This window comes from Nonomuraea sp. NPDC051941, assembly GCF_044593615.1.
The window spans coordinates 1-25,020 of sequence record NZ_JBIUCF010000038.1 but is presented as its reverse complement, the minus strand read 5'-3'; the positions used below and the strand labels follow the sequence as shown (position 1 = coordinate 25,020).

The following is a 25,020-nucleotide window of genomic DNA, read 5'->3' as shown; positions in this document are numbered from 1 at the left end:
TCGCTTACGTCACCGGCTCGGCCTGGGCGGATCAAGTTCCGTCGTAGGGCATGGAGGTGGTTGCAATGAAATTTCGCCCTTTAGCGGCGGGAATCGGCATTGTTGCGCTGCTCGCCCTCACTGCGTGCGGAGGCGGCTCCGGAAGCTCGACCAGCGGTGAACGCGCGGCGAAAGCTCCGGCGAACGCGGAACCGGCCCCGGTCCGCCCGTCCGCGTCACCCGCCAAGACGAACGGCGAGGAGGACACGACCACGGCCCAGATCTCCACGTTCGCCCTCGACGTGGACACGGCCTCGTACGGTTACGCCCGGCAGACCCTCCGGGGAGGCCGCTGGCCCGCGCCCGGCGAGATCCGCCCGGAGGAGTGGATCAACGCGTTCCGGCAGGACTACGCGCCGCCGTCGGACGACGGCTTCGCGGTGCACGTGGACGGCGCGAAGCTGCCGGAGCGCGACCAGGCGATCCTGCGCGTGGGCCTGCAGACGCGCGGATCGGACGCGGCGGCGCGGCGGCCCGCCAACCTCACGTTCGTCGTGGACGTGTCCGGCTCGATGGCCGAGACCGGGCGGCTGGACCTGGTCAAGTCGGCCCTGCTCAAACTGCTCGATCAGCTCGCGCCCGGCGACCAGGTGTCGATCGTGTCCTTCAGCGACGACGCCGAGGTGCTGGCGTCGATGACCCCGCTGACAGCGCGGCAGGAGCTGCGCGACGCGGTGAACGAGCTGACCGTCTCGGGCGGCACGAACCTCTCGGCCGGGCTCGTCACCGGCTACCAGGAGGCGTCCAAGGCATTCCGTCCCGCCGCCACGAACCGGGTCATCCTGCTCTCCGACGGCCTGGCCAACCAGGGCTCCACCGAGTGGCGTACCATCCTCGACCAGGTCAAGGAGTACGCGGGCAAGCAGGTCACGCTGCTCACCGTCGGCGTCGGCCGCGACTACGGCGACGAGCTGATGGAGCAGCTCGCCGACAACGGCGACGGCATGGCCGTGTACGTCAGCAGCCAGGAGGAGGCCGACAAGGTCTTCACCACGCAACTGCCCGCGAACATCGAGCTGCGGGCGCGCGACGCCAAGGCCCAGGTGGTCTTCAACCCGTCGGTCGTGGAGAGCTACCAGCTCATCGGGTACGAGAACCGCGCGCTGAACACGGAGGACTTCCGCGACGACACCCAGGACGGCGGCGAGATCGGCCCCGGCCACTCGGTGACCGCGCTCTACTCGCTGCGTCTCAAGCCGGGCGCCGACGGGCAACTCGCCCAGGCCACCGTGCGCTGGCAGGACCCCGACACCCGGTCCGCCTCCGAGGCGAGCAAGTCGCTGCGGGCCGACGAGCTGGCCGCGTCGCTGGACAAGGCGCCGGTCAGGTTCCAGGTGGACGTGGTGGTGGCCGCGTTCGCGGTCTACCTGCGGGACCGCAAGGCGTTCGGCATGGACCTGCCCGAGCTCAAGGAGCAGGCCGCCCGGCTGGCGCCGGCCACCGAGGACCCGATGGTGACGGAGCTGGTCCAGCTCATCGACCAGGCCCGATCGGTGGGGTAGGGGCTTCAGCCGAGTATGGGGGCGGCGGTGGCGGAGCTGTAGTAGAAGTCGTACATCGCCTGGGCGAACCCGTCCTTCGACACGTGCGCCACCTTGTTGCCGCGCAGCCGATCGAAGGACGCCCGTGACGCCGCCCCCGCCACGTCGTACGCCGACCACAGGCGCAGGAACTCGGCCCGGTCGAGCCGGTCGTCGCCGTCGTCGTCGAGCGCGTCCCAGAGGGCGTCGGTGATCGGCCTGACCACGTTGGCCACGAACTCGGCGCGGTCGAGCTCCGGGGCCAGCGCGTAGCCGATGTAGGACTCCCTGCTGATGCGGCCCTCGGGGTCGGTGCCGATGTTGTGGACGGCGTACTGCCAGACCCGCTCGTACGCGTCCGCGACCCGCTGTGCGCCCTGCCCCGAGAGCCCGAGCCGGGCGCACAGCGCCGAGGCGACCACGATCATGTCGCGGTGGTCGAGATAGCCGTTGTGATCCATGTCGCTCGTGTCGAACGCATGTCCAGCATTTCGAGCATCCGCATCCATAGCCGGCCACCTTTGGTGACGATGATTTTACAGAGTGTTACTGAGATGGTCGGCGGGGCGGGCCGCCTGTGTCAATGCGGTGGAGACGAATCCCTGTGCGGATGCCGGGCGCACCGCCAGCAGGCCGGCGTAGAGCAGGTCCACCATCGGCATCGGCCTGGGGTAGCAGAACACCGACGAGCCCGTGCCGAGGATCGACGGGGTGTCGATCACGAAGGGCAGCTCGGCCAGGAGGAACGGCAGGGCGTTCTCGGCCTGCTCGCGGGAGAGCTCCGGCGCGCCGACGATCGGCCGTACCGCGTCCATGCAGTGCTCCCTGAAGACCGGATCGGTGGCGAACAGCCGCTCCAGCCTCGTCCGCGCGCAGTCGTAGGCCGGGACGGAGGCCAGCTCGTTCCAGTCGAACACGGTGGCGTTGGGCGGGTCGAGGGCGTCGAGCGCGCGGACCACCCGGTTGCGCGTGTTGTTGGCCGCCGCCCTCGCCTTGGCCCCGGCCTTGGCCTCCGGACACCCCCTGGCGACCAGCGTCCCGGCCAGCTCGACGCCGGGCACGAGGACGTGCACCCGGGCGAACGTCCGGGTCGCCCAGTCGAGCAGGTGTCTGATGGTGCGGGGGGTGAAGTACCCGTTGAGCGCGCTGACGCCGATCACGGCATGCTCGCGGCGGTCGAGGAGCTGGGCGCATCGCGGGGTCAGGGGCAGTGGTTGCACGCTGGGCACGGCAACGGACAGTAGCAAGCTTTTACCCTGCGTATGCTTACTTTTTAACGTGTGCTTGAGGGGTCCGTAAGTCGGATACACTCGTACACGCAGCAAGGGGCTATGGCGCAGTTGGTAGCGCGCCTCCATGGCATGGAGGAGGTCTGGGGTTCGAATCCCCATAGCTCCACCCCGACCTGACCGCCTCTGCCCCAACTCGATGGGCAGGGGCGGTTTCGCGTTGTCCCGGCGTTCCTACTCGCCGGCGGTGTCGCGGTGGGCCAGGTAGAGCTGGCCGAGCCGGTCGATGCGCCAGAGCTGGCCGAGCGTGACCAGCGTGGCGCCGAACATCGTCGGCCAGATGTCGAGCGTGATCAGCCCCCAGATGAGCAGCGCGAACCCCACCGAGCCTACCCCGATGAGCAGCCGCTGCACGTTGCGGTGGTCGCCGGTGACCAGCGACCGGTCGCGCAGCCACAGCTTCTCGCCGTAGATGCCCCGAGCCGACCAGCTTCCGGGCTGCTCGATCGCCGGGAAGACGTGCGGGTTGACCGCCAGCCAGACGACGACCAGGCCCACCGGGGCGAGGGCCCACCAGCCGAGCCACTCCCTGCTCCAGATGGCCGCGATCATCAGCGGGATGGCGGCGAACCGGGTCCAGACGCTCCACGGGTTGGCGTGCCGCTTCCACGCCTCGTCCGTCATGCCCGCGGCCTGCGCGTACTTCTTCAGCACATTCATGCGACGAGCCCCCTGGCCAGCGCGTTGATGGTGGCCTCGACCACCTGGGAGTGGTCGGGCCCGAACCTGTCGCGGTTGAGCACCAGCAGGCCGGCCGTGCGCAGCACGCCGACCAGCACCTCGGGCGGGACGTCCGCGACGAAGACGCCGTCGGCCTGCCCCCGGGCGAGGTAATCGAGCAGCGGCGTCAGCAGGTGGGGCGTGATGCGGGCGACCTCCTCGGCCCCGACCCTGCGCGCCACCGCCTCCAGCTCCTCGGGCCGGGTGAGCAGCCGCCGGTAGAACGGGTCGGTGGAGAGCACGTCGATCAACTCGCGCATGATGTGGGCGAGCGCCTCGACGCCGGGCGGCCGGTCCAGGGCGGCGGCCAGCCGCCTGCCGAGCATGGGCGCCCTGCGGATCATCACCTCCTTGTACAGCTCCTCCTTGGACTCGAAGAACGCGTAGAAGCTGCCCTTGGCGATGCCCGAGGCCGCGACCAGCTCGTCGAGCGAGGTCTTCTTCAGGCCCTGGGTGGCGAAGAGCTCTTCGGCGGTGTCGAGCAGGGACGCGGTGATGCGCGCCCGGTCCTCGGTCGTGAATGCCACAGCCATGTGTGTCCCTATGACTGGATCGGATATTCAGTCATAGCCTAGCACTCCTGGAGATATCGAATGCGTGTTCGTATAATGATCGGTATGGATACCGACACGCAGGACCTGCCCGAGCTCTGGCGCCCGCCCGTCGTGGAGCACGCCACGGCGGCCCGCTACCTGCTGGCCTGGGGCGACGATGCCGAAGGGGTGCGATGGGGATTCCTGCTCTGGCCGCCGCAGGCGAGCGAGGGCGCGCGATGGGTGCACTGGAAGGACATCCGCCCGGTCACGGGGGAGGACTACAGCACGGTGCCGGTCGCCGGTCCGTGGATGTGACCTCGCGAAGGAGAGATTCCCTGACTAAAGTCAGAGATATGGACGGTGCGGCGATCGGCCAGGTGCGCAGGTTCCAGCGGACCGTGACGCAGCGGATCGGGGCGCTCAACGACAGCTTCCTGGCCAGGGATCGGGCGCTCGGGCAGTCGCGGGTGCTCTGGGAGATCGGCGCGGAGGGCAGCGAGGTGCGCGTCCTGCGGACGCGGCTCGACCTCGACTCCGGCTACCTGAGCAGGCTGCTGCGGTCGCTGGAGGCCGACGGGCTGGTGGTCATGGACGACGGCGGCTCCGACGGCCGGGTTCGCACGGCCCGGCTCACGCCGACGGGGCTTGCCGAGCGGGAGGAACTGGATCGCCGGTCCGACGAGGCGGCGGCGGACATCCTCGAACCGCTCTCCGACGCGCAGCGCGACCGCCTCGTGGCCGCCATGTCCGAGGTCGAGCGCCTGCTGCTCGCCTCCATGATCGCCATCGACGTGCTCGACCCGCGCCATCCCGGCGCCCGCCGCTGCCTGCAGGCCTACGCCGACGAGCTGGCCCGCCGGTTCGAGGGCGGCTTCGACCCGGCCCGCAGCATCTCCGCCACCGACGCCGAGCTGCGGCCGCCGGCCGGGATGCTGCTGGTCGCCGCGCTGCACGCCGAGCCGGTCGGGTGCGTGGCGCTCAAGCTCCACCCGGAGGCCGGGTCCGCCGAGATCAAGCGGATGTGGGTGGACCCGGCCGTGCGCGGGATGGGGCTGGGGCGGCGGCTGCTCGCCGAGGCGGAGGGGAAGGCGGCGGCCCAGGGCGTCCGCACGCTACGGCTGGAGACCAACCGGGCGCTCACGGAAGCCGTCGCCCTCTATCGGGCGAGCGGCTACCGGGAGGTGGCGGCGTTCAGCGACGAGCCGTACGCGCATCACTGGTTTGAGAAGCGGCTGCCTCGACCGGGGGGTTGAAGCGGTGATAGCCGGGGGCGGTCCAGCCGGCCGACATGGTCCCGCCCAGGTGCGCGTACTCGTCCAGCTCGAAGCGCACCGTCCGCTGGTCCCCCCATTCCACCCGGGCCCGGCCCGTGAGCTGCAGCGTCTCCCCACGCTCCCAGTCCACGAACAGCAGCCCGGCCGCCGGGTCCAGCTCCAGGTTGCCCAGCGTCATGTACATCGCGTTGCCCTGGTAGTCGGGGAACTCCAGTGAGCGCGCCCCCGTCACCCGGACGAATCCGGGGTTGCCGCCCCGGTGCGACACGTCCGCCCCGAGCCCTTCGGTCCGCGTGGCGATGAAGAACGTGTCCGCCTCCGCGATCCACGTACGGTGCCGGTCCGGCAGCGCGATCCCGCGCCCCAGCCCCGCCGGCTCGCCCGGAGCGGAGGTGGGGGAGCGGGTCTGAATGTACTTGGGGCAGTTGGAGTAGACCTGCTCCGTCCACACCACCAGGGCGTCGCCGGCCCGTACGGCGGTGCCGTTCACGCGCATCCGGCGCCGCGTGTGCGGCTCGATGGCGATCAGGCCGACGTCCCGTTCATGCTCGAACAGCCCGTGCAGCGGGTCGTCGGCGCCCGGCAGGGCGTGCAGCACGATCGTGCGGTCGTCCGTCGCGGAGGCGAACCCCGCGGGGCCCGTGAGCACGCCTGCCCACACGCGCCCGCCGTCGTCGGCCGCGCCCAGGACGACCATGTGCTGGTTCCGCAGGAACTCGGCGGCCGGCTCCGGGATCTCCGGGCGCGTCCGCGAGCTCCCATGGTCCTCCAGTCGCACCCCCGTCCGGCGCTGCACGGCGACCTCGCCCGGATGTCTCATTAGAAGAACCCGCAGGTCGGCGCGTCAGAGCTGGGCGCGGGCCGGTCGCCCGCGCCGTCCGGGGCGAAGATCTCCAGCCGGATGCCGTCGGGGTCGGCGAAGAACACGCCGCCCGACGAGGCGCCCTCGCGGTGCGGCACGACGCCGTCATGGAAGAGGGTCGCGCCGATCTCCCTGATCACCGTCTCCGCCCGGCGTACCGCGTCGAGGTCCGCCACCTGGAACGACAGGTGGTGCAGGCCCGGCCGGTCTGCCTCGAAGCGGCCCGCGCTCTGCTGCCAGAGCGTCAGCACCAGCGTGCCGTCCTGGGTCAGGAACGCGTACCGGCGGCCGTCCTCCTGCGACTCGCCCGCCACCGTGAAGCCGAAGACCCGCGTGTAGAACTCTTTGGACTTGTCGAGATCGGTGACGTTGAGCCCGACGTGCCCGGTCTGGAAGGACATTCCCCACTCCTCTAACGCATGCGCGGCCGAGTTGCCGTTAGAAATACTATAACGGCAACTCGGTCTTGCAAACGTTAGATTTTCTTGTGCTCCCGGTAGTGCCTGGCCGCCCGGGCGCGGTTGCCGCAGCCCGTCGAGCACCACTCCTGGCGCGGGTGCTCCTTGACGAAATAGAGCACGCAGCGCGGGGCCTGGCAGGTGCGGACCAGTGCGCGGTCCGGCCCCGCGAGGAACTCCACGGCCGCCGTGGCGAGCTCGGCGAGCAGTCGTGTGCCGGGGGAGGCCTGCGTCGCGGGCGCGGTGGCGAGGGACGGCTCGCCGTCCCAGAGCAGTTGGGGTGCGGTGGGGGCGGCCAGGGCGGTGGCGTTGACCAGGGCCAGCGACTCCTCGAACCCGGGCAGGCTCGCCGCGTCCGCCCGGCTCGGCGGGCCCGGCGCCACGGCCTTGGCGAACAGGGCGCGTACGGCCTGGCGCAGGCGCACCGTCTCCAGGCGCAGTTCCTCCGTGACGGTGAGGTCGCCGAGGTCGGGCGCGTGCGTCCGCACCCAGGCCGTCATGCCGTCCGTGTCGGCCAGCCTGTCGACCAATCCGGACCGCTCGGCCCTGATCGTGCTGACGAATTCGAGGGTCAGGGACATGCTCCCAATCTAACGCGCCTGGGCTCTGCCATCCGTTAGTTTAAAACATGCGTGATCCGAAAATTTGCTGACTCCGCACTTTTTTCGATACGGTGAGCCCATGAGCGGACTGAGAGAGCGGAAGAAGCAGGCCACGCGCGAGGCGCTGATGACGGCCGCCCTCCGGCTGGCTCACGAGCGCGGGCTGGAGCGCGTACGCGTCGAGGACATCGCCGCCGAGGTCGGCGTCTCGCCCCGCACGTTCAACAACTACTTCTCCAGCAAGTACGAGGCGATCGCCGCCCGCCACACCGACCGCATCACGCGTTCGGTGGCGGCGCTGCGGGCCCGGCCGCCGGCGGAGCCGCTGTGGGAGGCGCTGACCGAGGCCATGGTCGAGCCCTGGGCGCTGGCCCGCACGGAGGTGGCGCCCGATCCCGAAGTGCTGGCGAGCATCAGGATGCTGGCGGAAGAGCCCGCGCTGCGGGCCGAGTCGCTGCAGATGGTGTTCGCCGGGAACAACGAACTGGCCGCGGCCGTGGCCGAGCGCACCGGCACCGACGCCGCCCGCGACCTCTACCCCCACCTCGTGGCCGTCGCCGTGGGCTCCGCCGTGCAGGCGGCCGTCGCCCACTGGCTGCGCTCCGACCCGCCGGTCCCGCTCGTACCCCTGCTGCGCGAGGCCCTGGGTGCGCTGGCCGCGGGGCTGCCCGATCCTTCCCTCTGAGGAGAACGCATGGACATCGTGATCATCGGCGGCGGCCCCAACGGGCTGATGCTGGCCTGCGAGCTGGCCCTGGCCGGAGTCCGCCCGACCGTCGTCGAGCGCCTGCCCCGGCGCAGCGACCAGCCCAAGGCCAACGGGATCGTCGGCCAGGTCGTCAGGCTGCTCCACCAGCGCGGCCTCGCCGTGGGGGACGCGCCGATGCCGGGGTTCGTGTTCGGCGCGCTGCCGCTGAACCTGGCCGGGCTGGAGGACAACCCGCTGTACGGGATGGGGATCAAGCAGCCCGCCCTGGAGGAGCTGATCGAGCGGCGGGCGGTCGAGCTGGGTGTGGAGATCAGGCGCGGGCACGAGCTGCTCGGCTTCACCCAGGATCCCCACGGCGTCTCGGTGGAGCTCCGGGGGCCCGAGGGCGCGTACGAGCTGCGCACCCGCTACCTGGTGGGCTGCGACGGCGCGCACAGCACGGTCAGGAAGCTCGCGGGCATCGGCTTCCCTGGAGTCACCTCGACCGACGTCGTGAGCCGCAGCGCCCACGTGACCGTGCCGGGTGCGGTGATCTGGCCCGGCACGGTGGAGCTGGAGGTGCCGGGGCTGGGCACGTACGTGATGTACGCCTGGCACAGGACAGAGCGCGGCGCGTACGCGATCCTCCCCGCGGACCACGGGATGCTGCTGGTCAGCGCCATGGAGTGGGACGCCTCCGCGCCCGACGACGACGAGCCGATGACCGTCGGCGAGCTGCGCGCCGGCCTGGCCCGCGTGCTCGGCGCCGACCTGCCGCTCGCCGAGCCCACCGTCGAGGGCCCGCACCTGCTCAGGCGGCTCAAGGGCCGCAACACCCGCGTCGCCGACCGCTACCGGGAGGGCAGGGTCTTCGTGGTGGGCGACGCCGCGCACGTCCACTCCGCCATGGGCGCGCCCGGCCTCAACCTTGGCCTGCAGGACGCCGCCAACCTGGCCTGGAAGCTGGCCGCCGAGGTGCGGGGCTGGGCGCCGCCTGGGCTGCTCGACACCTACGACGCCGAGCGCCGCCCGGCCGCCCTGCGCGTCGCCGTGCACACCCAGGCGCAGCTCGCGCTGGCCGCGCCGGGGCCCGAGATCACGGCCCTGCGTGAGGTGTTCGGCGAACTGCTGGGCGACGACGGCGCCCGCCGCCGCGTCGCCGCCATGATGGCCGGAGCGGACCTGGCCTACCCGGTGCCCGCGCCGGCGCATCCGCTGGCGGGCCGGTTCCTGGCCGACCTGCCGGCCGAGCCGGCCGCGCGCGCGTGGCCCATGCTGCTCGACGGGACGGGCGGCCTGCGGGTGCGGCACGGGCGCGTGCACGTGGTGCCCTTCGAGGGCGACGGCGCCGTGCTGGTGCGCCCCGACGGCTACGTGGCCTGGGCCGGCGAGCCCGACGAGACCCTCGACGAGGCCCTGAGGACCTGGTTCGGCGAGGGCCTGGAGGTGGCGGCCTAGGCCGGGCGGCGACCCACGCCGGCCAGGATGCCGCCCTTGGAGAGGTCGTACGAGCCGCCGGGGGAGGCGTCGGGGGTCCAGTCGGCCACCGGTACGACGCCCGGCCCGAGCAGCTCCAGCCCGTCGAAGTAGGAGGCGATCTCGTCGTAGCCGCGCCGCGCCAGGCCGCCCGAGGTCGTCCTGGAGTAGACCTGCTGGCCGGCCGTCGCGACGTCGTCCATGTCGTGGCCCGCGTACAGCAGGTGCGACAGCACCAGGTGGCCCCCGGGCCGCAGGCGCTCGCGGATGCGCGCGGCGATCCGATCGGCCTCGGCGTCGTCGTGGATGAAGTGCAGCACCGCGACCAGCAGCACGGCGTACGGCTGGGAGAGGTCAAGGTGCTCCGCGACGCGCGTGTCGTCCAGGATGGCGTCGGGATCCTTGAGATCGCCCTCGATCGCCACGACGTCCGGGTCTCTGGCCAGCAGCGCGCGGGCGTGGACCAGCACGATGGGGTCGTTGTCGACGTAGACGACGCGGGAGCCGGGGGCGTGCCGCTGGGCCACCTGGTGCACGTTGTCCTGGGTGGGCAGGCCCGCGCCGATGTCGACGAACTGGCGCACCCCGGCCTCGGCGAGCATGCGTACGGCATGACCGATGAAGGCGCGGTTGGCCAGGGCGATCTCGCGGGCGTCGTTGCCCATCCGCCGGCCGATCTCCATCATCTTCTCGGCCGCCTCGCGGTCGGCGGCGAAGTTGTCGCGGCCCCCGAGGTAGTAGTCGTACATGCGGGCGACGCTGGGCACGTTCGGGTTGATCCCGGCGGGTACGCGATCCGCCTCGGCCATGTGACGACCCTTTCTAGTCGATCTTCCTGGGGCCGATTGTAGGGCCGAAATGTGGCTTTTGCCGGAGGAATCAGAGTCGCCGGAACGTGTGCCGGTACGCCAGCGGCGAAACCCCCACGGCCGCGTGCAGATGCTGACGGAGAGAGACCGCCGTCCCGAACCCCGCCTTCCTGGCCACCTCCTCCACGCCCAGCTCGGTCGTCTCCAGCAGGTGCCTGGCGTGCTGGACCCGCTGGCCGTTCAGCCACCTGGCCGGACTCACGCCGGTCTCGTCGCGGAAGCGCCTGGTGAACGTGCGCACGCTCATCCTGGCGTGCTCGGCCAGCGCGGTCAGGTCGAGCGGGCGCTCCAGGTGGGCCAGCATCCAGTCGCGGGTGGCCGCCGTGCCGCCGCCGGCCTCCGGCAGGTGCCGGTCGATGTACTGGGCTTGGCCGCCGTCCCGCCACGGCGGCATGACGCAGCGGCGGGCGGCGCGGTTGGCCACCTCGCTGCCGTGGTCGTTCCTGATCACGTGGAAGCACAGGTCGAGCCCGGCCGCCACGCCCGCCGAGGTCAGCACGTCGCCGTCGTCCACGTACAGCACGTCGGGATCGAGCTTGACCTGCGGGAAGAGCCGGGCGAACCGGTCGGCCTCGCGCCAGTGGGTGGTGGCCGGGCGCCCGTCGAGCAGGCCCGCCGCCGCCAGCACGAACGCCCCCGTGCAGATCGACAGGATCCTGCGCCGTCCTCGGAGCGCCGCGGCCAGCGTGTCCGAGATCGTCCCGTCGAGCAGCGCCCGGCCCGCGTGGATGCCGGGCACCACGACCGTGTCGGCGGTGTCGAGGACGTCGAGGTCGTGGTCGGGCAGCACGCTGTAGCCCGCCGAACAGCGGACCGGCATCCGCCCCTCCGAGCAGGTCACCACCTCGTACAACTTCTCGCCGTCCGCCGTCTCGGCCGTCCCGAACACCTGGCCGGGCACGCCGAGGTCGATCGTGGCGAAGTGGTTGAGCACGACGACTGCCACGCGATGTGTCATGGCCGAATTCTTTCACATATTGACCATCCGGCCACTCGTGACCTTGTAAGGGGATAAAGCAGGATTGGCGCATGACGTTGAGCACCACCGCCCCCACGCGCCGCCTGCACCGGGCCTGGTTCGTGGCGGCCGTCGCCTTCGTGGCGATCCTGGGCGCGGCCGGGTTCCGCGCCACCCCCGGCGTACTGATCACCCCCTTGCAGGAGGAGTTCGGCTGGTCGGCCGGCACGATCTCCCTCGCGGTCTCCATCAACCTGGTGCTCTACGGCCTGACCGCCCCCTTCGCCGCCGCCCTGATGGACCGCTTCGGCATGCGCCGCGTGGTCTCCCTGGCGCTGCTGCTGATCGCCGCGGGCAGCGGCCTGACCGTGCTGATGACGGCGAGCTGGCAGCTCCTGCTGTTCTGGGGCGTGCTCGTCGGGCTCGGGACGGGCTCGATGGCGCTGGTGTTCGCCGCGACCGTGGTGGACCGCTGGTTCGTCCGGCACCGCGGGCTGGTCACGGGCGTGCTCACCGCGGCCGGCGCCACCGGGCAGCTGATCTTCCTGCCCGTGCTGGCCCAGCTCGCCGAGGGGCCGGGGTGGCGCTTCGCCTCGCTGACCGTGTCCGGTGCGGCGCTGGCGGTGGTGCCGTTCGTGTGGTGGCTGCTGCGCGACCACCCCGCCGACGTGGGCACGACGGCCCTCGGCGCGGAACCGGACGCGGTCCGCACCGCGCCCCCGAGCAAGGTGAACGCGGCGGTCAGGGCGGTCACCGTGCTGGCCTCGGCGGCCAGGACCCGGCCGTTCTGGCTGCTCGCCGGCGGCTTCGCGATCTGCGGCGCCAGCACGAACGGCCTGGTCGGCACCCACTTCATCCCCGCCGCGCACGACCACGGCATGGCCGAGCCCGTGGCCGCCGGCCTGCTGGCGGTCATCGGGATCTTCGACATCGCGGGCACGATCGCGTCCGGCTGGCTCAGCGACCGGGTCGACCCCAAGGTGCTGCTCGGCGTCTACTACGCGCTGCGCGGGCTCTCCCTGATGGTGCTGCCGAGCCTGTTCGCGGCCACGACCGAGCCCAGCATGTTGATCTTCATCGTGTTCTACGGGCTGGACTGGGTGGCGACCGTGCCGCCCACGGTGGCGCTGTGCCGGCGGATCTACGGGGCCGACGGAGCCGTGGTGTTCGGGTGGGTGTTCGGCTCGCACCAGGTGGGGGCCGCGTTCGCCGCCGTCGCCGCCGGGCTCACCCGCGACCACCTGGGCAATTACGACCTCGCCTGGTACGGCGCCGGCGCCTTGTGCCTCCTCGCCGCGGGCATGTCCATGGCCATCGTGCATGCTAGAGGGCGATGAATTCTGAGCTTTATGTCCTGCCGCTGGTCGTCAGGATCGAGAGAGCCGCGCCTCCCGAACGCGCCGACGCGCTGGAAGCGGCCGCCATGGCCGTGCTGAGCCTGCTGGACGACCCCGGCGAGTGGGCCGCCGAGCTGCACTCCTGGGAGTCCACCGGCAAGATCCGCAAGGTGGTCCGCCGGGCCAGGGGCGCCGAGTGGCGCAGGGCGGTCGCGCTGCCGGGGCGCACCGTCGAGCACCGCACGGCCGAGGTGCGTGTCCATCCGCCCGTGCCGCTCGACGGCTGGCCGCGCGACCTCGCGCGGCTGCAGGTGGGCGGCACCGAGCTGAGCGACACCGCCGATCCGCCGCCCGCGGAGCCGCCGGTCCTGTGGGCCAACCCGGGCCTGGCCATGTCCGCGGGCAAGGCCATGGCGCAGGCCGGGCACGCCGCCCAGCTCGCCTGGTGGGCCAGCGACGCGGCCGAGCGGGAGGCCTGGCGCGCCCGCGGGCTCGCGGTGTCCGTGCGCACCGCGGCCTCCCAGGGCGACTTCGACGCCATGGCCGCCGCGGGGCTGCCCGTGGTGCGCGACGCCGGGTTCACGGAGATCGAGCCGGGCTCGTGCACGTTCGTGGCCGAGGCGCCCTGGTTGCGCGGACGCGTGGCTAGATCGTGAAGACGTCCGCCAGCACGCCGCCCGCCGGGGTGAACCGCGCGGGCGACGGGCTGTCGTACACGACCATGAGCCTGCCGTCGGCCAGCAGCGCCAGCCCTTCGGGGTGGTCGCACTTCACGCCGTAGGGGAGCTCGATCACCGTCTCCAGCTCGCCCTCGGGGACGACCCCCTGCCTGGTGCCGGGCCGCCAGCGCACGATCCGTACGGGACCGTCGAGGTCCATGGTCGGGCCGGCGAGGATCAGCAGCGAGTCCCCGTCCGGGCAGAGGTCCCGCACGCCCAGCCCGCCCAGGTCCAGGAAGTGCTTGCGGTACGGCTCCCGCAGCCGCAGCCGTGACCTGCTCGCCTCCTCGAGCCGCAGCTCCAGCAGCACCGCCCAGCCCCGCAGCACGGGGCCGCGCAGCCCGAGATAGATCCGCTCGGACACGACGGCGATGCCCTCGACGTCGAGCCCGTTGTCCTTGCCCGGCAGCTCCAGGAACGGCGCCAGGTGCCGGTCGTCGCGCATGTGCGTGGTCAGGTTGTCCCTGCCGGCGAGGATCGTTCCAGGGCCCGGAGTCTCGTCGTGGAGCGGAAGCCGGGTCAGGATGAACCGGTTCTCCTCCCTGACCACCGTGGCCAGCCGGTCGGCGGCCTTCTCCGGGTCCTTCGACTTGGCCTTCTTGCGCTTGAGACTGTGCGAGCCGACCAGCCAGAGGTAGCCGTTCGCGCGGGCCAGCCCCTCGATGTCGGCCTCGTCCTCGGGGCCCGCGGGCAGCTCGACGTAGTCGGCCAGGGGGAACGTGCGCTGGGCGCCGAAATGGTCGCCCAGCCATGTCAGGTGCTCGAAGGTCGCGGTCTCGTCGCCGGCCACCCAGAGCCCGGCGGAGCCCTGCCGGATCGCTGAGAGGTTCGTGTGCGTTTGGGCCGCTCGCGCGGCGTGGTCGAATCGCAGCTCAACCTGTTCCACGCCGTCCATGATTGCACTTCGGTAGCTTCCAAGGCGCAATGGCTGGATATGTCGTACGCTCCGCTCGTGCTCGATGGGGAAGAAGAGATCAAGGGTTCCCAAGTGAGGACCGCGGCGAGGCCCGGAACCCCTGCTTCTCCGCCCAAACGCTCCCGTATCGGAGATATCCGGATGCGGGTGGTGTACCGGGGGCTCGCCGCGATCGGCCTGGTCGTGGCCGCGGCCGCGACGCTGGTCGTGGTGCTCCCGTCAGGGCCGGACGAGGTCGCGGCGGGGCCGGTAACCGCGCCGCCGGCCGCACCGTCCTCGTCCGGCCCCGCGCCTTCCACCGCGCCTTCCACCGCGGCTCCTCCGTCTGCGGCCCCTCCGGCTGTGACCCCCACAGCGGAGGCGACGCCTTCGCCCGGCTCGTCGCTCGCGCCCGGTTACACGGCCATGCAGGCCCTGTACGCCGACCCGCGCGTCCCCAAGCTGACGGGCCGGATCAAGCGGATGTCCCTGGCCTCCCCGTCCAGGAAGGTCGTCAAGGACAGGCGCATCGGGCTGGCGGTGCCGAACCTCTCCAAGCCGTGGAAGTCGTACGGCGCGGCGCCGTTCACCTCCAAGCAGGTGCTCCCCAAGACGCGCGCCGGCCTGCGTGGGATGTTCGTCACATGTCCGCTCCCGATCATGCGGCAGAAGTCCCCACGTGACACGGCGCTGCTCGCGGCCCGCTGGACGCTCAACCACCACCCCGAAGGCTCCAGGATCACCTGGCTCGCCTCGCAACCCGTCAAGCGCGGCTGGATGCTCGTATATCGCGTCAAATACGGAAAGCATCAGTCGCGGGCGGCCGTCGTCGTGATGGACGGGGGAATGAGTAAGCCGGGGCTGGCGTTCGTCACAGTGCCTGACTCGCAGCGCAAGCAGTGGCGTGACATCAGCCGCGTGGTCGCCGGGGTGCGTGTTCTAGGCTAAAAGGATCATGTATGCGGCGATGTGGGGAGTGACGCCGTGGAACGCTCGGGACAGCCGCAGGCACCGAAGAACGGCAAGGGCAAGCCGCCCTGGCGTTCGGAGGGCCTGCCCGGCACGCCCGGAGGCCGGCCCAAGATCAACTGGTGGCGATTCGTCGTCACCTTGCTCGTGGTGTACGCGGGCTTTTTCGTCGTGTCGTCGTTCGTCGACAGCGGATCCGTCGAGACGATCTCGTACACCGAGTTCACCAAGCAGGTGAACTCCAAGAACGTCAAGGACATCTACGCCCAGGGCCTGTCCGTCGAGGGTGACCTGCGGTCGGCGGCGAAGAACCCCGAGAGCAACGAGTCCTACACGAAGTTCGCGACCGAGATCCCGGCCTTCGCCAACACCGACCAGCTCGACCAGCAGCTGTCCACCGGCCAGGTCGAGATCACTTCCAAGCCGATCACCCGTGGCTTCTTCTCCAACCTGCTGCTCTCGCTGCTGCCCGTGCTGCTGCTGGCCGGGTTGTGGATCTGGGTCATGCGCCGCGGCGCCAGCCTGATGGGCGGCGGCCTCGGCGGCATCGGCAAGTCCAAGGCCGCCAAGCCGGTCGAGGCCGGGCAGGTGCGGGTCACGTTCGACGACGTCGCGGGCATCGACGAGGTCGAGAACGAGCTCGTCGAGATCGTCGACTACCTCAAGGACCCCGGGAAGTACCGCAGGCTCGGCGCGAAGCTGCCCAAGGGCGTGCTGCTCGCCGGCCCTCCCGGCACCGGTAAGACGCTGCTGGCCAGGGCGGTCGCGGGCGAGGCCAAGGTGCCGTTCTTCTCGGCCAGCGCCTCCGAGTTCATCGAGATGATCGTGGGCGTGGGCGCCTCGCGGGTGCGCGACCTGTTCGAGGAGGCGCGGAAGGTGGCGCCGTCGATCGTGTTCATCGACGAGATCGACGCCATCGGCCGGGCCCGCGGCGGTGCCGGCGGCCTCGGCGGCCACGACGAGCGCGAGCAGACGCTGAACCAGATCCTCACCGAGATGGACGGCTTCTCCGGCGCCGAGGGCGTGATCGTCATCGGGGCCACGAACCGTCCCGAGGTGCTCGACCCGGCGCTCCTGCGTCCCGGGCGCTTCGACCGTACCGTCCAGGTGGGGCTGCCTGACGCGGCCGGCCGCACCGCCATCCTGCAGGTGCACACGCGGGGCGTGCCGCTGGACGGCGAGGTCAGCCCTGACCAGCTCGCCAAGACCACCCCCGGCATGACCGGCGCCGACCTGGCCAACCTGGTCAACGAGGCCGCCCTGCTGGCCGCCAAGCGCGGCAAGGAGAAGGTCACGATGTCCGACTTCGCCGACGCGCTGGAGAAGCTGCAGCTCGGCGCGGCCCGCAGCATCGTGATGCCGGAGGAGGAGCGCACCAGGACCGCCTTCCACGAGGCCGGTCACGCGCTGCTCGGCATGCTCCAGCCGGGCGCCGACCCGGTCAGGAAGATCTCGATCATCCCGCGCGGGCGGGCGCTCGGGGTCACGCTGTCCACCCCCGACACCGACCGGTACGCCTACGACGAGCAGTACCTGCGCGGGCGCATCACCGGCGCGCTCGGCGGCATGGCGGCCGAGCAGGTCGTGTACGGGGTCATCACCACGGGCGCCGAGAACGACCTGGAACAGGTCACCATGATCGCCCGTGGCATGGTCGGCCGCTGGGGCATGTCGGAGAAGGTCGGCCCGCTGACCATCCTCCCCAACGACGGACAGCAGCCGCAGGCCTCGCCCGCGACGCTCGCCACCGTCGACGAGGAGGCGCGGCGGATCGTGGACGAGTGCTACGAGCGCGCGATCCAGATCCTCGCCGACAACCGCGACAAGCTCGACGCCATCGTGAAGGCCCTGCTCGAACACGAGACGCTCGACGAGGCCGGCGCTTACACGGCGGCGGGCCTGACCTCGTCGGCCACTCCCGTCCCCGTGAGCGGCTTTTCCGAGAATTAGCGCAAATCGGGCATTGCTCCGGCCCTGATCAGGGCAGCTCTCCCGGAACAACGATCGGGGGACTGTCGTGACACTGACGGACGAGCTCCTCACCGAGCTCGGAGACTCAGGGCTGGAGCAGATCGCAGGGATGCTCAGCACGGACACGACCATGGCCCGCGACGTGGTCGAGGCCGTGTCGGGCGTCATCGTCGGGGGCATGGCCCGCAACGCCCGTCACCCGGACGGCGCCGACGCCCTGCGCGCGGCCCTGGACGACCACGTGGACACCGATCCGTTCACCGGCGACGTGGCCTCGCTGACCCGCGACGGGCACAACATCCTCGGCCACGTCCTGGGCGGCCAGGGAACGGAGGAGGCCGCGGACGCGCTGGCGCGGTTCGCCGGAGTCGACCCGGGGATCATCATGAGGCTGCTGCCCCTCGTCGCGCCCATGATCATGTCCCTGCTCGCCGACCGGGCCGAGAGCCGCGGCATGAACGCGGGCGCTCTGGCCGACGACCTGGACCGCGAGCAGCCGGCCTGCCCGGGGGAGCTGGGCGAGCTGCTCCAGGGGCTGCTGGACGCCGTCTTCGGCGGCGGGGTGCCCGCGCAGGGCGGGCCGTACGAGTCCCGCCCGCCCTCCGGCATCAGCCCTGACACCGGCCGCGGCACCGGCCGCGGCACCGGCCCCGACGCCGGCCCCGACGCCGGCACCGTGGGCCGCCGCGGCGCCCCGGACGGTCATGAGGAGGGGGACCCGCACGAGGTGGCCCCCGGCACCTCGAACCCCGACTGGTGAATGACGCGGCGCAGGTCAACGGTAGGCTTATGCGGTGATCGTTCTGGCCTCAGCCTCCCCCGCCCGCCTCGCCCTCCTCCGCAGCGCCGGGCTCGACCCCAAGGTGATCGTCAGCGGCGTCGACGAAGACTCGTTCTCCGCGCACACCCCGGCGGCACTCAGCCTCGTGCTCGCCAAGGCCAAGGCGGAGGCGGTCGCGAACGAGCTCGACGAGGGCCTGGTCATCGGCTGCGACTCGATCCTGGAGCTGGACGGCCGCCCGTACGGCAAGCCCGCCACGCCGGAGGAGGCCGCCGAGCGGTGGCGGCTCATGCGCGGGCGCACGGGACGCCTGGTGACGGGTCACTGCGTGATCGACGTGGCCGCGGGCAAGCAGGCGGCGCAGGTCGCCACCACCGTGGTTCGCTTCGGCCGACCGTCCGACGAGGAGATCACCGCGTACATCGCCACGGGGGAGCCGCTCAGCGTGGCCGGGGCCTTCAGCATCGACGGGCGCGGCGGGTGGTTCGTCGAGGGCATCGAAGGCGACCACGGCAACGTGATCGGCATCTCGCTGCCGCTGCTGCACGACCTGTTCGCGGAGCTGGGCTACGCGGTGACGTCGTTCTGGCGCTAGCCTGCCGGGCATGCGATCACTGCGCGACTTCACGTCCGGCGTCGGCTTCTTCTTCCAGGGGTTGGGGTGGGTCGCCAGGCATGGGCGGTGGTGGCTGTTCGGGCTGATCCCGGCGCTGATCGCGTTCGCCGTGTACGTCGCGGCGCTGATCTTCCTGGGCACGCACGCCACCGACCTGGCCGCGTTCCTGACGCCGTTCGCGGAGTCGTGGGGCTGGCGTGACCTGTTCCGGACGCTGGTGGGGATCCTGCTGTTCCTCGGAGGGCTGGCGCTGGCCGTACTCACTTTCACCGCGCTCACGCTGGCGATCGGGGAGCCGTTCTACGAACGGCTGTCGGCCGAGGTGGACCCGCTTCCGGACGCCGACGAGCAGCCGTGGTGGCGCACCCTGCCGCGCTCGCTCAGAGACAGCCTGATCACGCTGTTCTACGTGCTCCTTTTCACGATCCCGCTGTTCTTCCTGGGTTTCGTGCCGGTGGTCGGCCAGACGGTGGTGCCGGTGCTCGGGGCGCTCGTCTCAGGCTTCTTCCTGACGGTGGAGCTCACCACCCTGGCGCTGGAGCGGCGGGGGATGGCCCGCAAGCAACGCTTCGCGCTGCTGCGCGCGAACAAGGCCAGCGCGTTGGGGTTCGGGGTGGTGGGATTCCTGCTGTTCCTGGTGCCGTTCGTCGCGGTCATCGCCATGCCCGCCGCCGTAGCCGGCGCCGCCCTCCTGGTCCGCGCCCACCTGACCCCCACCTCATAACCCTCACTTCCACCCGATCCCCCCGTCTCGTAGCCCCCCACCTCATCCCTTCTCGGCCAGCGCCTTCTCGGCCAGCCTTCGCCCCCAGCGCCTTCACCCCCAGCGCCTTCACCCCCAGCGCCTTCACCCCCAGCGCCTTCGCCCCCAGCGCCTCCACCCCCAGCCCTTTGACCTCAGCCCTTCGACCCCAGGGCCTTCACCCCCAGGGCCTTCACCCCCAGAGCCTTCGGCTCGGCCCACCCCTCGGCCCGTCCTCCTCCGGCTCCGGTCACCTCCTCCGGCTCCGGCCACTTCGCTTGGGGCCTCGCGGGCCCAATCACCCGTCATCACCCATCGGGCACCAGCCGTCGCCGCCGCCCGCTACCAGCACCAGCCCTGGCTTGGGCAGCCATGGCTTGGGCAGCAAGAACCACCATCACCCAAAGAGCCCCAGCCGAAAACCGGCGGGCAGTTATCCACAACGCCACTCCTGGACGTCCCCACCATCCCCAGAATCGCATTCGGGCCCGATCCCACAGCCCTCGCCCGGGCACCCTAAGGGCCCATGACGACCAACCACTCCACCCCCGCGACCACCCCAACCCCCAACCCCACTCCCACTTCCACCTCCGAGGACTCCGACCCCACCACCGTCGCTCCCTCGCCGTCACCCTCCACCTCCCCTACGTCACCATCCTCGCCCTCCCCTCCCTCCTCCCCCTCATCCAGCTTCACGTCGCTGGAGCCCTGTCTCACCCTCACCAGCCCCACCGACATCCTGGCCGCCGTGCCATACCTCGTCGGTTTCCACCCGAAGACCAGCCTCATCGTGATCGGCCTCGACCGTCGCCAGGCCAAGCTGGTGGCCAGATGGAGCCTCCCGTTCCCGCCCGGCACTCTCGCCTCCTTGGAGCCGGTCTTCGACCGGGAGGGCGTGACAGAGATCGTCGTCGTCGGCTACGGCCCGGGGGAGCTGGTGACCCCGGCAGCCGACGAGGCCAGACTCCTCGCCGCCAAGACCGAACTCCATGTAGGCGAAGCACTACGAGCACACGAGGGCCGTTACTGGTCCTACATCTGCGATCTCGCGACATGCTGCCCGGCCGAAGGCACTCCGTACGACCTGACCACCAGCCAGATCTCCGCCGAGGCGACCATCCGAGGCCTGGTAGCCCTCCCCGATCGCGAATCCCTGGAACGTACCATCGCCCCCATCGCAGGCCCCGTACGCATGGCCATGCGCCGAGCCACAGCCGACGCGATCGCAGAATTCCGAGTCGACCTGACAGCCACCACAAACCTCGACACCTTCGCGACACAGTTCATCGCCGAAAGCCTGAACAGAGTCCGATCAGCCCTCCAGACCCACGAGGAAGGCGGCCGCCTGGACGACGCGGAGGCGGCGAAACTGGGCCTGGCCCTATCGATCACCCGAGCCCGCGACGAGGCCTGGACCCTCATGCAAGATTCCCACGTACTCCTCTGGAAGGACCTGACCCGCAGGCTGGAGCCCCGCTTCATCCCACCGGCCGCATCCCTCCTGGCGATGGCTTCCTGGCGCGCGGGAAACAACGTCCAGGCCACCATCGCCCTGGAACGCGCCCTGACCATCGACCCCAGCTACTCGATGGCCAACCTCCTCATGCACGCCCTCCAAAACCTCCTGTCTCCCACGATCCTCCGAGACCGCCTCCCCACCCCGGCCGAACTCGACGCCGCCATGGGCCCACCCCACGCCTCCTGGCTCCTCCCCCTGGTGAACCTCCTGGACGAAGACGACCCGCACTCCCCACCCGAATAACGCCCACCCACCACCCACAAGCACCCTGCCAAGAGCACCAATCGAGACCACCGAGCAACAACGCAATGGGGGACGACCTAATCCACAGGGAGGCGCCGATCGTCGCCATCCACCAGCCGCGAAAAAGCGGATCGTCGCCAACTGCCCGCCACGCGGAAGCGGATCGTCACCAACCGCCAGTCGTAAACCACCGACTGCCGGTTGCAGGTCGCGGGCCACCGACCGCTGGCTGTCAGTCGCGGGTTGCCGATTGCGGACGGTTGGTCGCGGTCGTGAGCGATTGGCCGCGGGCGGCTGGCGTGAGCTGGGGCGGTCGGTCGCGGGTTGCCGATTGCGGGGTTGCTGATTGAGGGCTGCCGACTGACGGCTATTGGCCGTGAACGGTTGGCTGCCGGTCGCTGGCCGCGAGGTGGCGGTTGTTGGTCGGGTCGCAGTTCGGAGGGTTGTCGGTCGCCGTTTGCCAATCGTGAGCGGTTGGCCGCCAGCCGCGGGCTGCTGTTTGCGCTTGACGGTCGCAGTCGCAAGCGGGGTTGGTCGCCGATCGCCGATCGCCGATCGCCGGTTGTTGGTCGCCGGTCGCGCTGGCCGTGGGACGGCGGCTGTTGGTTGTGAGCCGCAAGCCTGGCCGCAGGTCGGGTGGCTGCCGGTCGCTGGCCGCCGGTTGTGAGTTGGCGGCCGCCAGTGTGAGCCGACACTGCGCCAATCACCAATCGCCAGTCAGTCAGTGGTCCGCCAACGGGTGACCCGCTGGCGGACGGTTGTCGGGGGTCAGCTGCCGGTGCCTTCTTCGCGGCGGCGGCGCTCGTTGTAAGCGCGCATGCGCGGCGGATAGCCGGTGAGTTGTACGTCATAAACCGGGAGGGCAAGATCGCGGGCAACCTTGTGGATCACGGCAGGGGAACCGACCCTGCGCCTGGTCCATTCGCCGTCGTCGGCGACCGCCACGGCGGTCGTGTCGGTGGCGAAAGTCTCTGGCTCGACGTAAAACTCGACGCCGCGGCGCGAGCGGGCAAAAGCGATAAGCGCTTCGATGTCGGCGTCAGTCGCCTCGCGGTCGAACTTCGCGACCTTGGGGCCGCGCAGTCGACGAATGCCGTAGCGGTCTCGCCATCTCATGCATCCTTTTTATACCGTCTGGAGCCTCCGTGCGTCGGGGATGATCTAGGGGTCACATCCGGGATTCTCCCGATAGCACCGAGGGTCCGAGGGACGCAGTATGAGAGGTGACTGCCCGATTCTCAAAGGAGAGGCATGGCGATTATGGCTGGGGTACCACAAACCCCTGGGCCGGGACAGGTGCAGCCAGCTCATCTGCGCGTCACCCACCAGGACAGAGAGCACGTGGTCGAGCACGTCAAGGCCGCCTACGCGGAGGGCCGCTTCGACAAGCTCGAGTTCGACGACCGGCTGGAGCGCGCGATGACGGCGCGCACGCACGGTGACCTGATGCCCATCATGACCGAGCTGTACGGCGCTCAAGCCGTACCCCGGCTCGCCCCGCTCCCGCCCCCGGTCCACCCTGAGCGGGCGCCGGAGAGCAACGAACGTCTCGCTGCCGCCGTCGGCCACCTGCTGATGGTCGTCGGCATCCCGATCGCCGGCCCTCTGATCCTGCTGCTCACTGGCGCGAAGACCTCGCCCTACATCCGCAGGCAGGCGCTCGAGGCGCTCAACTTCCAGCTCACGGTCGTGGGGGCCACGGTTCTCCTGCCGTTCACGGTCATCGGTGTCGTGCTGCTCCCGGTCATCTGGGTCGCCGCCGTCGTCCTCTCCATCGTCGGTGGCATTACGTCCCTGACGGAGGGCAACTTCCGCTACCCGATGACGCTGCGCCTGGTGAAGTGACTCCACTCGCCAGCACCCGCCGAGATCTATACGAGCCCGGCCTGGTCCAGCCCAGCAAAGGGCCGCATCCAGTTAGGCCCTTTCGGAGTGGCGGCTGGGTCGGGGTTCAGCGCGAGAAGTGCGCTGGTTTGGTGTGACGAACGCACGCCGGCCAGCTTTGGGGTGGGTGTCGGGGTTGGGGGTTGATGCAGGCGGGCGCAGGTTCGTTAGAACGGTCGTGCCGGCTGGCTTCGGGGTGGGTGTCAAAGCTGAGGCTTGATGTCGGGCGCGTGCTGGTTTGGTAGAACGGTCGCGCCGGCTGGTTAAGGGTGGAGGTCTGGGCGGGGCTGGTGCGGGGTGGGTGGTGGTTCGGTGTGACGACCGTGCCCCGTCTGGTGCCATCGAGTGAGTGCGTTGGGTGCGGTGGAAGGGCTGCAGGGCTCCGGCCAGGCGTAGAGGTGCGGTGGACTGACGTCACCGTTGAGCCGGGCGCCCCGTGCTGGCGTCACACTGAATGGCTGCGTGGTTCAGATGCGGTCAGGGGGCTGCGGTAGCTGGGCAGGAGCTTTGAGGGTGCTGGCGGTAGTGGGGCAGGAACTCGGGACGGGGCGGCGTTACCGGGCAAGGCCTTGGGGTGGGTTGCGTACGTGGGGCGGGACCTTGGGGTGGGGTGGCGTACGCGGGTCGGGACCTCGGGGGGCGTACGCGGAGCAGGGCCTTGGGGTGGGGTGGCGTACGCGGGTCGGGACCTCGGGGGGCGTACGCGGGACAGGGCCTTGGGGTGGGTGGCGTAAGCGGGGCAAGACCTTGGGGCGGGTGGCGTACGCGGGTCGGGACCTTGGAGGCGGGGCAGGGTCTTGGGGAGACGGGGTTAGCGGGACAGGACCTCGTACTTGACGCGCATGACGCCGGCGCTGGTGTTGCCGATGGCGGAGAAGGCGGCTTCGGAGAGGTCGAGGCAGCGGCCGCCCACGTACGGGCCGCGGTCGTTGATGCGGACCGTGACCGATTCGCCCGTGCTGGGGTTGGTGACGCGGACCTTGCTGCCCAGGGGGAGGGTCTTGTGGGCGGCGGTCATGGCAGAGGGGTCGAAGCGCTCGCCGCTGGCTGTCATCTGGGGGTCGCCGTAGTAGGAGGCGCCGCAGGTTCCGGATGAGAGTACGCGGGTCTTCGGCATGTGGGTCGGGGACTTGGTGGCCTTCGTGGGCGTGGGCGACGTGGTCCCGGGGGTTGAGCGCTTGGTCGCCGTGGGCTTGGCGGCCGGGCTGGAGGAGGCCGTCGCCGGGGAGGCGGTGGTGTTCGGCTGGGCGGTCGCCGGGGACTTGGTGGGCCTCGGGCGGGCCGCCGCGGGCTTGGGGAGCGGCGAGGGCGACTGGGGGGTCGCCTGGCGAGCGGCTTCGTTAAGCGGCTTGGCCTGGAGTGGGGTGGGGGCTGCCGAGGGGTGGTTGGGGGAGCCGGTGGTGTCCATGGCGGCCCAGGCAGCGGTGGAGGCGGCGGCCACGACGGCGGCGCCGGCCGCGAGGGTGATCCAGCGGCGCTTGCCTGCGATGAGCTTGCGGTACTGAGGGGTCGGCTTGAGGGAATGCTGGCCCAAGGTAAACCACAGTCCTAGCTAGGGGATAGGGCAGGGAAAGGCCGGGCCGGAGGGGGTGGAGGGCGTACGGCGGCCGATCCGTAGGCGGGAAGGGGGCTCCCGCGCAGTGAGGACGAACATATGCGACAAAGCCCGAGTAAAGGCAACTTAATGCGACAGCCAGTGACATATCTCACTTAAGCCACAAGATTGCTAAGAACGCCCAGCATGCGCCGTGGATCTTTGGGACTCCGGGAAACGCGAGAAAGTGGGCTTGATCGGCAAATGGTGCAGCTCGGGAGGGTGATAGGCCGAGTTGGGTGGGTGATATGCCGAGCGCCTGGTGATCAAGCCGTCAATCGTGGGTGTTTGTTCTCGACGGTTTGCTGCTTCCTGACTTCCGGCAGGCCCGGCTACCGGAATGCGGGTCAGTGCTCCGGCCTTCAGGACCCCGTTGGGGATCTCTCATTGCGGCCATTGTGTTCATTGAGCTATCAAATCGACACTGATGGTGAAAGTCGGCGGGTGGGCGAGGGAGGC

Annotated in this window: 27 protein-coding genes and 1 tRNA gene; 15 read left to right on the top strand and 13 right to left on the bottom strand. The window is 70.6% G+C overall.

Annotated features, from left to right (window positions below; translation table 11 throughout):
• Positions 1–65 precede the first annotated feature (65 nt).
• The gene (locus ACIHFD_RS45825; RefSeq protein WP_397372252.1) at positions 66–1,541 is read left to right on the top strand and encodes a von Willebrand factor type A domain-containing protein; all 1,476 of its coding nucleotides are present in this window, start codon (positions 66–68) and stop codon (positions 1,539–1,541) included.
• Positions 1,542–1,546: 5 nt separating this feature from the next.
• On the opposite strand, the gene ACIHFD_RS45820 is transcribed toward ACIHFD_RS45825, so the two are convergent.
• Both ACIHFD_RS45820 and ACIHFD_RS45815 read right to left on the bottom strand, forming a co-directional pair.
• A complete protein-coding gene (locus ACIHFD_RS45820; RefSeq protein ID WP_397372251.1) occupies positions 1,547–2,068 on the bottom strand; it encodes a hypothetical protein in 522 nt (173 codons plus the stop codon).
• A 27-nt stretch (positions 2,069–2,095) separates the two neighbouring features.
• Positions 2,096–2,779 carry a tRNA-dependent cyclodipeptide synthase gene (locus ACIHFD_RS45815; RefSeq protein WP_397372250.1) on the bottom strand — a complete coding sequence of 228 codons (684 nt, stop codon included), beginning with the start codon at positions 2,777–2,779 and terminating at the stop codon, positions 2,096–2,098.
• Between the two features lie 105 nt (positions 2,780–2,884).
• Between ACIHFD_RS45815 and ACIHFD_RS45810 the strand changes: the two genes are divergently transcribed.
• Positions 2,885–2,957: transfer RNA gene (locus tag ACIHFD_RS45810), tRNA-Ala, on the top strand.
• A gap of 65 nt (positions 2,958–3,022) precedes the next feature.
• Here ACIHFD_RS45810 and ACIHFD_RS45805 read toward each other — a convergent pair.
• Both ACIHFD_RS45805 and ACIHFD_RS45800 read right to left on the bottom strand, forming a co-directional pair.
• Positions 3,023–3,508: a DUF6653 family protein gene (locus ACIHFD_RS45805; protein ID WP_397372249.1), complete on the bottom strand. Its 486-nt coding sequence runs from the start codon at positions 3,506–3,508 to the stop codon at positions 3,023–3,025.
• Positions 3,505–4,101 carry a TetR/AcrR family transcriptional regulator gene (locus tag ACIHFD_RS45800; protein ID WP_397372248.1) on the bottom strand — a complete coding sequence of 199 codons (597 nt, stop codon included), beginning with the start codon at positions 4,099–4,101 and terminating at the stop codon, positions 3,505–3,507. Before ACIHFD_RS45800 ends, ACIHFD_RS45805 begins: the two co-directional genes overlap by 4 nt.
• Before the next feature lie 84 nt (positions 4,102–4,185).
• Here ACIHFD_RS45800 and ACIHFD_RS45795 point away from each other — a divergent pair, with 84 nt between their 5' ends.
• Positions 4,186–4,419 carry a hypothetical protein gene (locus ACIHFD_RS45795; RefSeq protein ID WP_397372247.1) on the top strand — a complete coding sequence of 78 codons (234 nt, stop codon included), beginning with the start codon at positions 4,186–4,188 and terminating at the stop codon, positions 4,417–4,419.
• Positions 4,420–4,457: 38 nt separating this feature from the next.
• Positions 4,458–5,357: a GNAT family N-acetyltransferase gene (locus ACIHFD_RS45790; RefSeq protein WP_397372246.1), complete on the top strand. Its 900-nt coding sequence runs from the start codon at positions 4,458–4,460 to the stop codon at positions 5,355–5,357.
• On the opposite strand, the gene ACIHFD_RS45785 is transcribed toward ACIHFD_RS45790, so the two are convergent.
• The 3 genes from ACIHFD_RS45785 to ACIHFD_RS45775 all read right to left on the bottom strand — a co-directional run bounded on the left by ACIHFD_RS45785 (position 5,296) and on the right by ACIHFD_RS45775 (position 7,279).
• The gene (locus ACIHFD_RS45785) at positions 5,296–6,198 is read right to left on the bottom strand and encodes a pyridoxamine 5'-phosphate oxidase family protein (protein WP_397372245.1); all 903 of its coding nucleotides are present in this window, start codon (positions 6,196–6,198) and stop codon (positions 5,296–5,298) included. The genes ACIHFD_RS45790 and ACIHFD_RS45785 overlap by 62 nt on opposite strands.
• Positions 6,198–6,641, bottom strand: a complete 444-nt coding sequence (locus ACIHFD_RS45780) for a VOC family protein (RefSeq protein ID WP_397372244.1) — start codon at positions 6,639–6,641, stop codon at positions 6,198–6,200. The genes ACIHFD_RS45785 and ACIHFD_RS45780 overlap by 1 nt, the downstream gene beginning before the upstream one ends.
• Positions 6,642–6,715: 74 nt before the next feature.
• Positions 6,716–7,279 carry a CGNR zinc finger domain-containing protein gene (locus tag ACIHFD_RS45775; RefSeq protein WP_397372243.1) on the bottom strand — a complete coding sequence of 188 codons (564 nt, stop codon included), beginning with the start codon at positions 7,277–7,279 and terminating at the stop codon, positions 6,716–6,718.
• A 100-nt stretch (positions 7,280–7,379) separates the two neighbouring features.
• On the opposite strand from ACIHFD_RS45775, the gene ACIHFD_RS45770 reads away from it, so the two are divergent.
• The gene (locus ACIHFD_RS45770) at positions 7,380–7,985 is read left to right on the top strand and encodes a TetR family transcriptional regulator (protein ID WP_397372242.1); all 606 of its coding nucleotides are present in this window, start codon (positions 7,380–7,382) and stop codon (positions 7,983–7,985) included.
• A 9-nt stretch (positions 7,986–7,994) separates the two neighbouring features.
• Positions 7,995–9,446 (top strand): FAD-dependent monooxygenase, encoded by a 1,452-nt coding sequence (locus ACIHFD_RS45765; protein WP_397372241.1) that lies wholly within the window; start codon positions 7,995–7,997, stop codon positions 9,444–9,446.
• Here ACIHFD_RS45765 and ACIHFD_RS45760 read toward each other — a convergent pair.
• A complete protein-coding gene (locus tag ACIHFD_RS45760) occupies positions 9,443–10,273 on the bottom strand; it encodes an SAM-dependent methyltransferase (RefSeq protein ID WP_397372240.1) in 831 nt (276 codons plus the stop codon). The two genes, ACIHFD_RS45765 and ACIHFD_RS45760, sit on opposite strands and share 4 nt — an antisense overlap.
• Positions 10,274–10,343: 70 nt before the next feature.
• Complete coding sequence (locus tag ACIHFD_RS45755) at positions 10,344–11,291, bottom strand: GlxA family transcriptional regulator (RefSeq protein ID WP_397372239.1); 948 nt, start codon at positions 11,289–11,291, stop codon at positions 10,344–10,346.
• A gap of 71 nt (positions 11,292–11,362) precedes the next feature.
• Between ACIHFD_RS45755 and ACIHFD_RS45750 the strand changes: the two genes are divergently transcribed.
• Together ACIHFD_RS45750 and ACIHFD_RS45745 are read left to right on the top strand one after the other, a co-directional pair.
• Positions 11,363–12,628 (top strand): MFS transporter, encoded by a 1,266-nt coding sequence (locus ACIHFD_RS45750; RefSeq protein ID WP_397372238.1) that lies wholly within the window; start codon positions 11,363–11,365, stop codon positions 12,626–12,628.
• The gene (locus ACIHFD_RS45745) at positions 12,625–13,284 is read left to right on the top strand and encodes a peptidyl-tRNA hydrolase (RefSeq protein ID WP_397372237.1); all 660 of its coding nucleotides are present in this window, start codon (positions 12,625–12,627) and stop codon (positions 13,282–13,284) included. Before ACIHFD_RS45750 ends, ACIHFD_RS45745 begins: the two co-directional genes overlap by 4 nt.
• On the opposite strand, the gene ACIHFD_RS45740 is transcribed toward ACIHFD_RS45745, so the two are convergent.
• Positions 13,274–14,242, bottom strand: a complete 969-nt coding sequence (locus tag ACIHFD_RS45740) for a DUF3616 domain-containing protein (RefSeq protein ID WP_397372236.1) — start codon at positions 14,240–14,242, stop codon at positions 13,274–13,276. The two genes, ACIHFD_RS45745 and ACIHFD_RS45740, sit on opposite strands and share 11 nt — an antisense overlap.
• Before the next feature lie 162 nt (positions 14,243–14,404).
• On the opposite strand from ACIHFD_RS45740, the gene ACIHFD_RS45735 reads away from it, so the two are divergent.
• From ACIHFD_RS45735 to ACIHFD_RS45715, 5 genes are all read left to right on the top strand, one after another.
• Positions 14,405–15,190, top strand: coding sequence for a hypothetical protein (locus ACIHFD_RS45735; RefSeq protein WP_397372235.1), 786 nt, complete (start codon positions 14,405–14,407; stop codon positions 15,188–15,190).
• 36 nt (positions 15,191–15,226) lie between these two features.
• Positions 15,227–17,161, top strand: coding sequence for an ATP-dependent zinc metalloprotease FtsH (gene ftsH, locus ACIHFD_RS45730; RefSeq protein WP_397372234.1), 1,935 nt, complete (start codon positions 15,227–15,229; stop codon positions 17,159–17,161).
• A gap of 67 nt (positions 17,162–17,228) precedes the next feature.
• Positions 17,229–17,942, top strand: coding sequence for a DUF937 domain-containing protein (locus ACIHFD_RS45725; RefSeq protein ID WP_397372233.1), 714 nt, complete (start codon positions 17,229–17,231; stop codon positions 17,940–17,942).
• A 34-nt stretch (positions 17,943–17,976) separates the two neighbouring features.
• Entirely contained in the window at positions 17,977–18,558 is a 582-nt protein-coding gene (locus tag ACIHFD_RS45720) for a Maf family protein (protein ID WP_355204750.1), read from the top strand.
• A gap of 10 nt (positions 18,559–18,568) precedes the next feature.
• Positions 18,569–19,303: an EI24 domain-containing protein gene (locus tag ACIHFD_RS45715; protein ID WP_397372232.1), complete on the top strand. Its 735-nt coding sequence runs from the start codon at positions 18,569–18,571 to the stop codon at positions 19,301–19,303.
• A gap of 534 nt (positions 19,304–19,837) precedes the next feature.
• Here ACIHFD_RS45715 and ACIHFD_RS45710 read toward each other — a convergent pair.
• Positions 19,838–20,059: a hypothetical protein gene (locus ACIHFD_RS45710; protein ID WP_397372231.1), complete on the bottom strand. Its 222-nt coding sequence runs from the start codon at positions 20,057–20,059 to the stop codon at positions 19,838–19,840.
• Positions 20,060–20,069: 10 nt separating this feature from the next.
• Between ACIHFD_RS45710 and ACIHFD_RS45705 the strand changes: the two genes are divergently transcribed.
• Positions 20,070–21,083: a DUF4192 domain-containing protein gene (locus ACIHFD_RS45705; protein WP_363966364.1), complete on the top strand. Its 1,014-nt coding sequence runs from the start codon at positions 20,070–20,072 to the stop codon at positions 21,081–21,083.
• 768 nt (positions 21,084–21,851) lie between these two features.
• On the opposite strand, the gene ACIHFD_RS45700 is transcribed toward ACIHFD_RS45705, so the two are convergent.
• A complete protein-coding gene (locus tag ACIHFD_RS45700; protein WP_350741812.1) occupies positions 21,852–22,199 on the bottom strand; it encodes a hypothetical protein in 348 nt (115 codons plus the stop codon).
• A 180-nt stretch (positions 22,200–22,379) separates the two neighbouring features.
• Between ACIHFD_RS45700 and ACIHFD_RS45695 the strand changes: the two genes are divergently transcribed.
• Positions 22,380–22,928, top strand: a complete 549-nt coding sequence (locus ACIHFD_RS45695) for a DUF1707 and DUF4870 domain-containing protein (RefSeq protein ID WP_397372230.1) — start codon at positions 22,380–22,382, stop codon at positions 22,926–22,928.
• An 850-nt stretch (positions 22,929–23,778) separates the two neighbouring features.
• Here ACIHFD_RS45695 and ACIHFD_RS45690 read toward each other — a convergent pair.
• Complete coding sequence (locus ACIHFD_RS45690; protein WP_397372229.1) at positions 23,779–24,501, bottom strand: septal ring lytic transglycosylase RlpA family protein; 723 nt, start codon at positions 24,499–24,501, stop codon at positions 23,779–23,781.
• Positions 24,502–25,020: the final 519 nt, after the last annotated feature.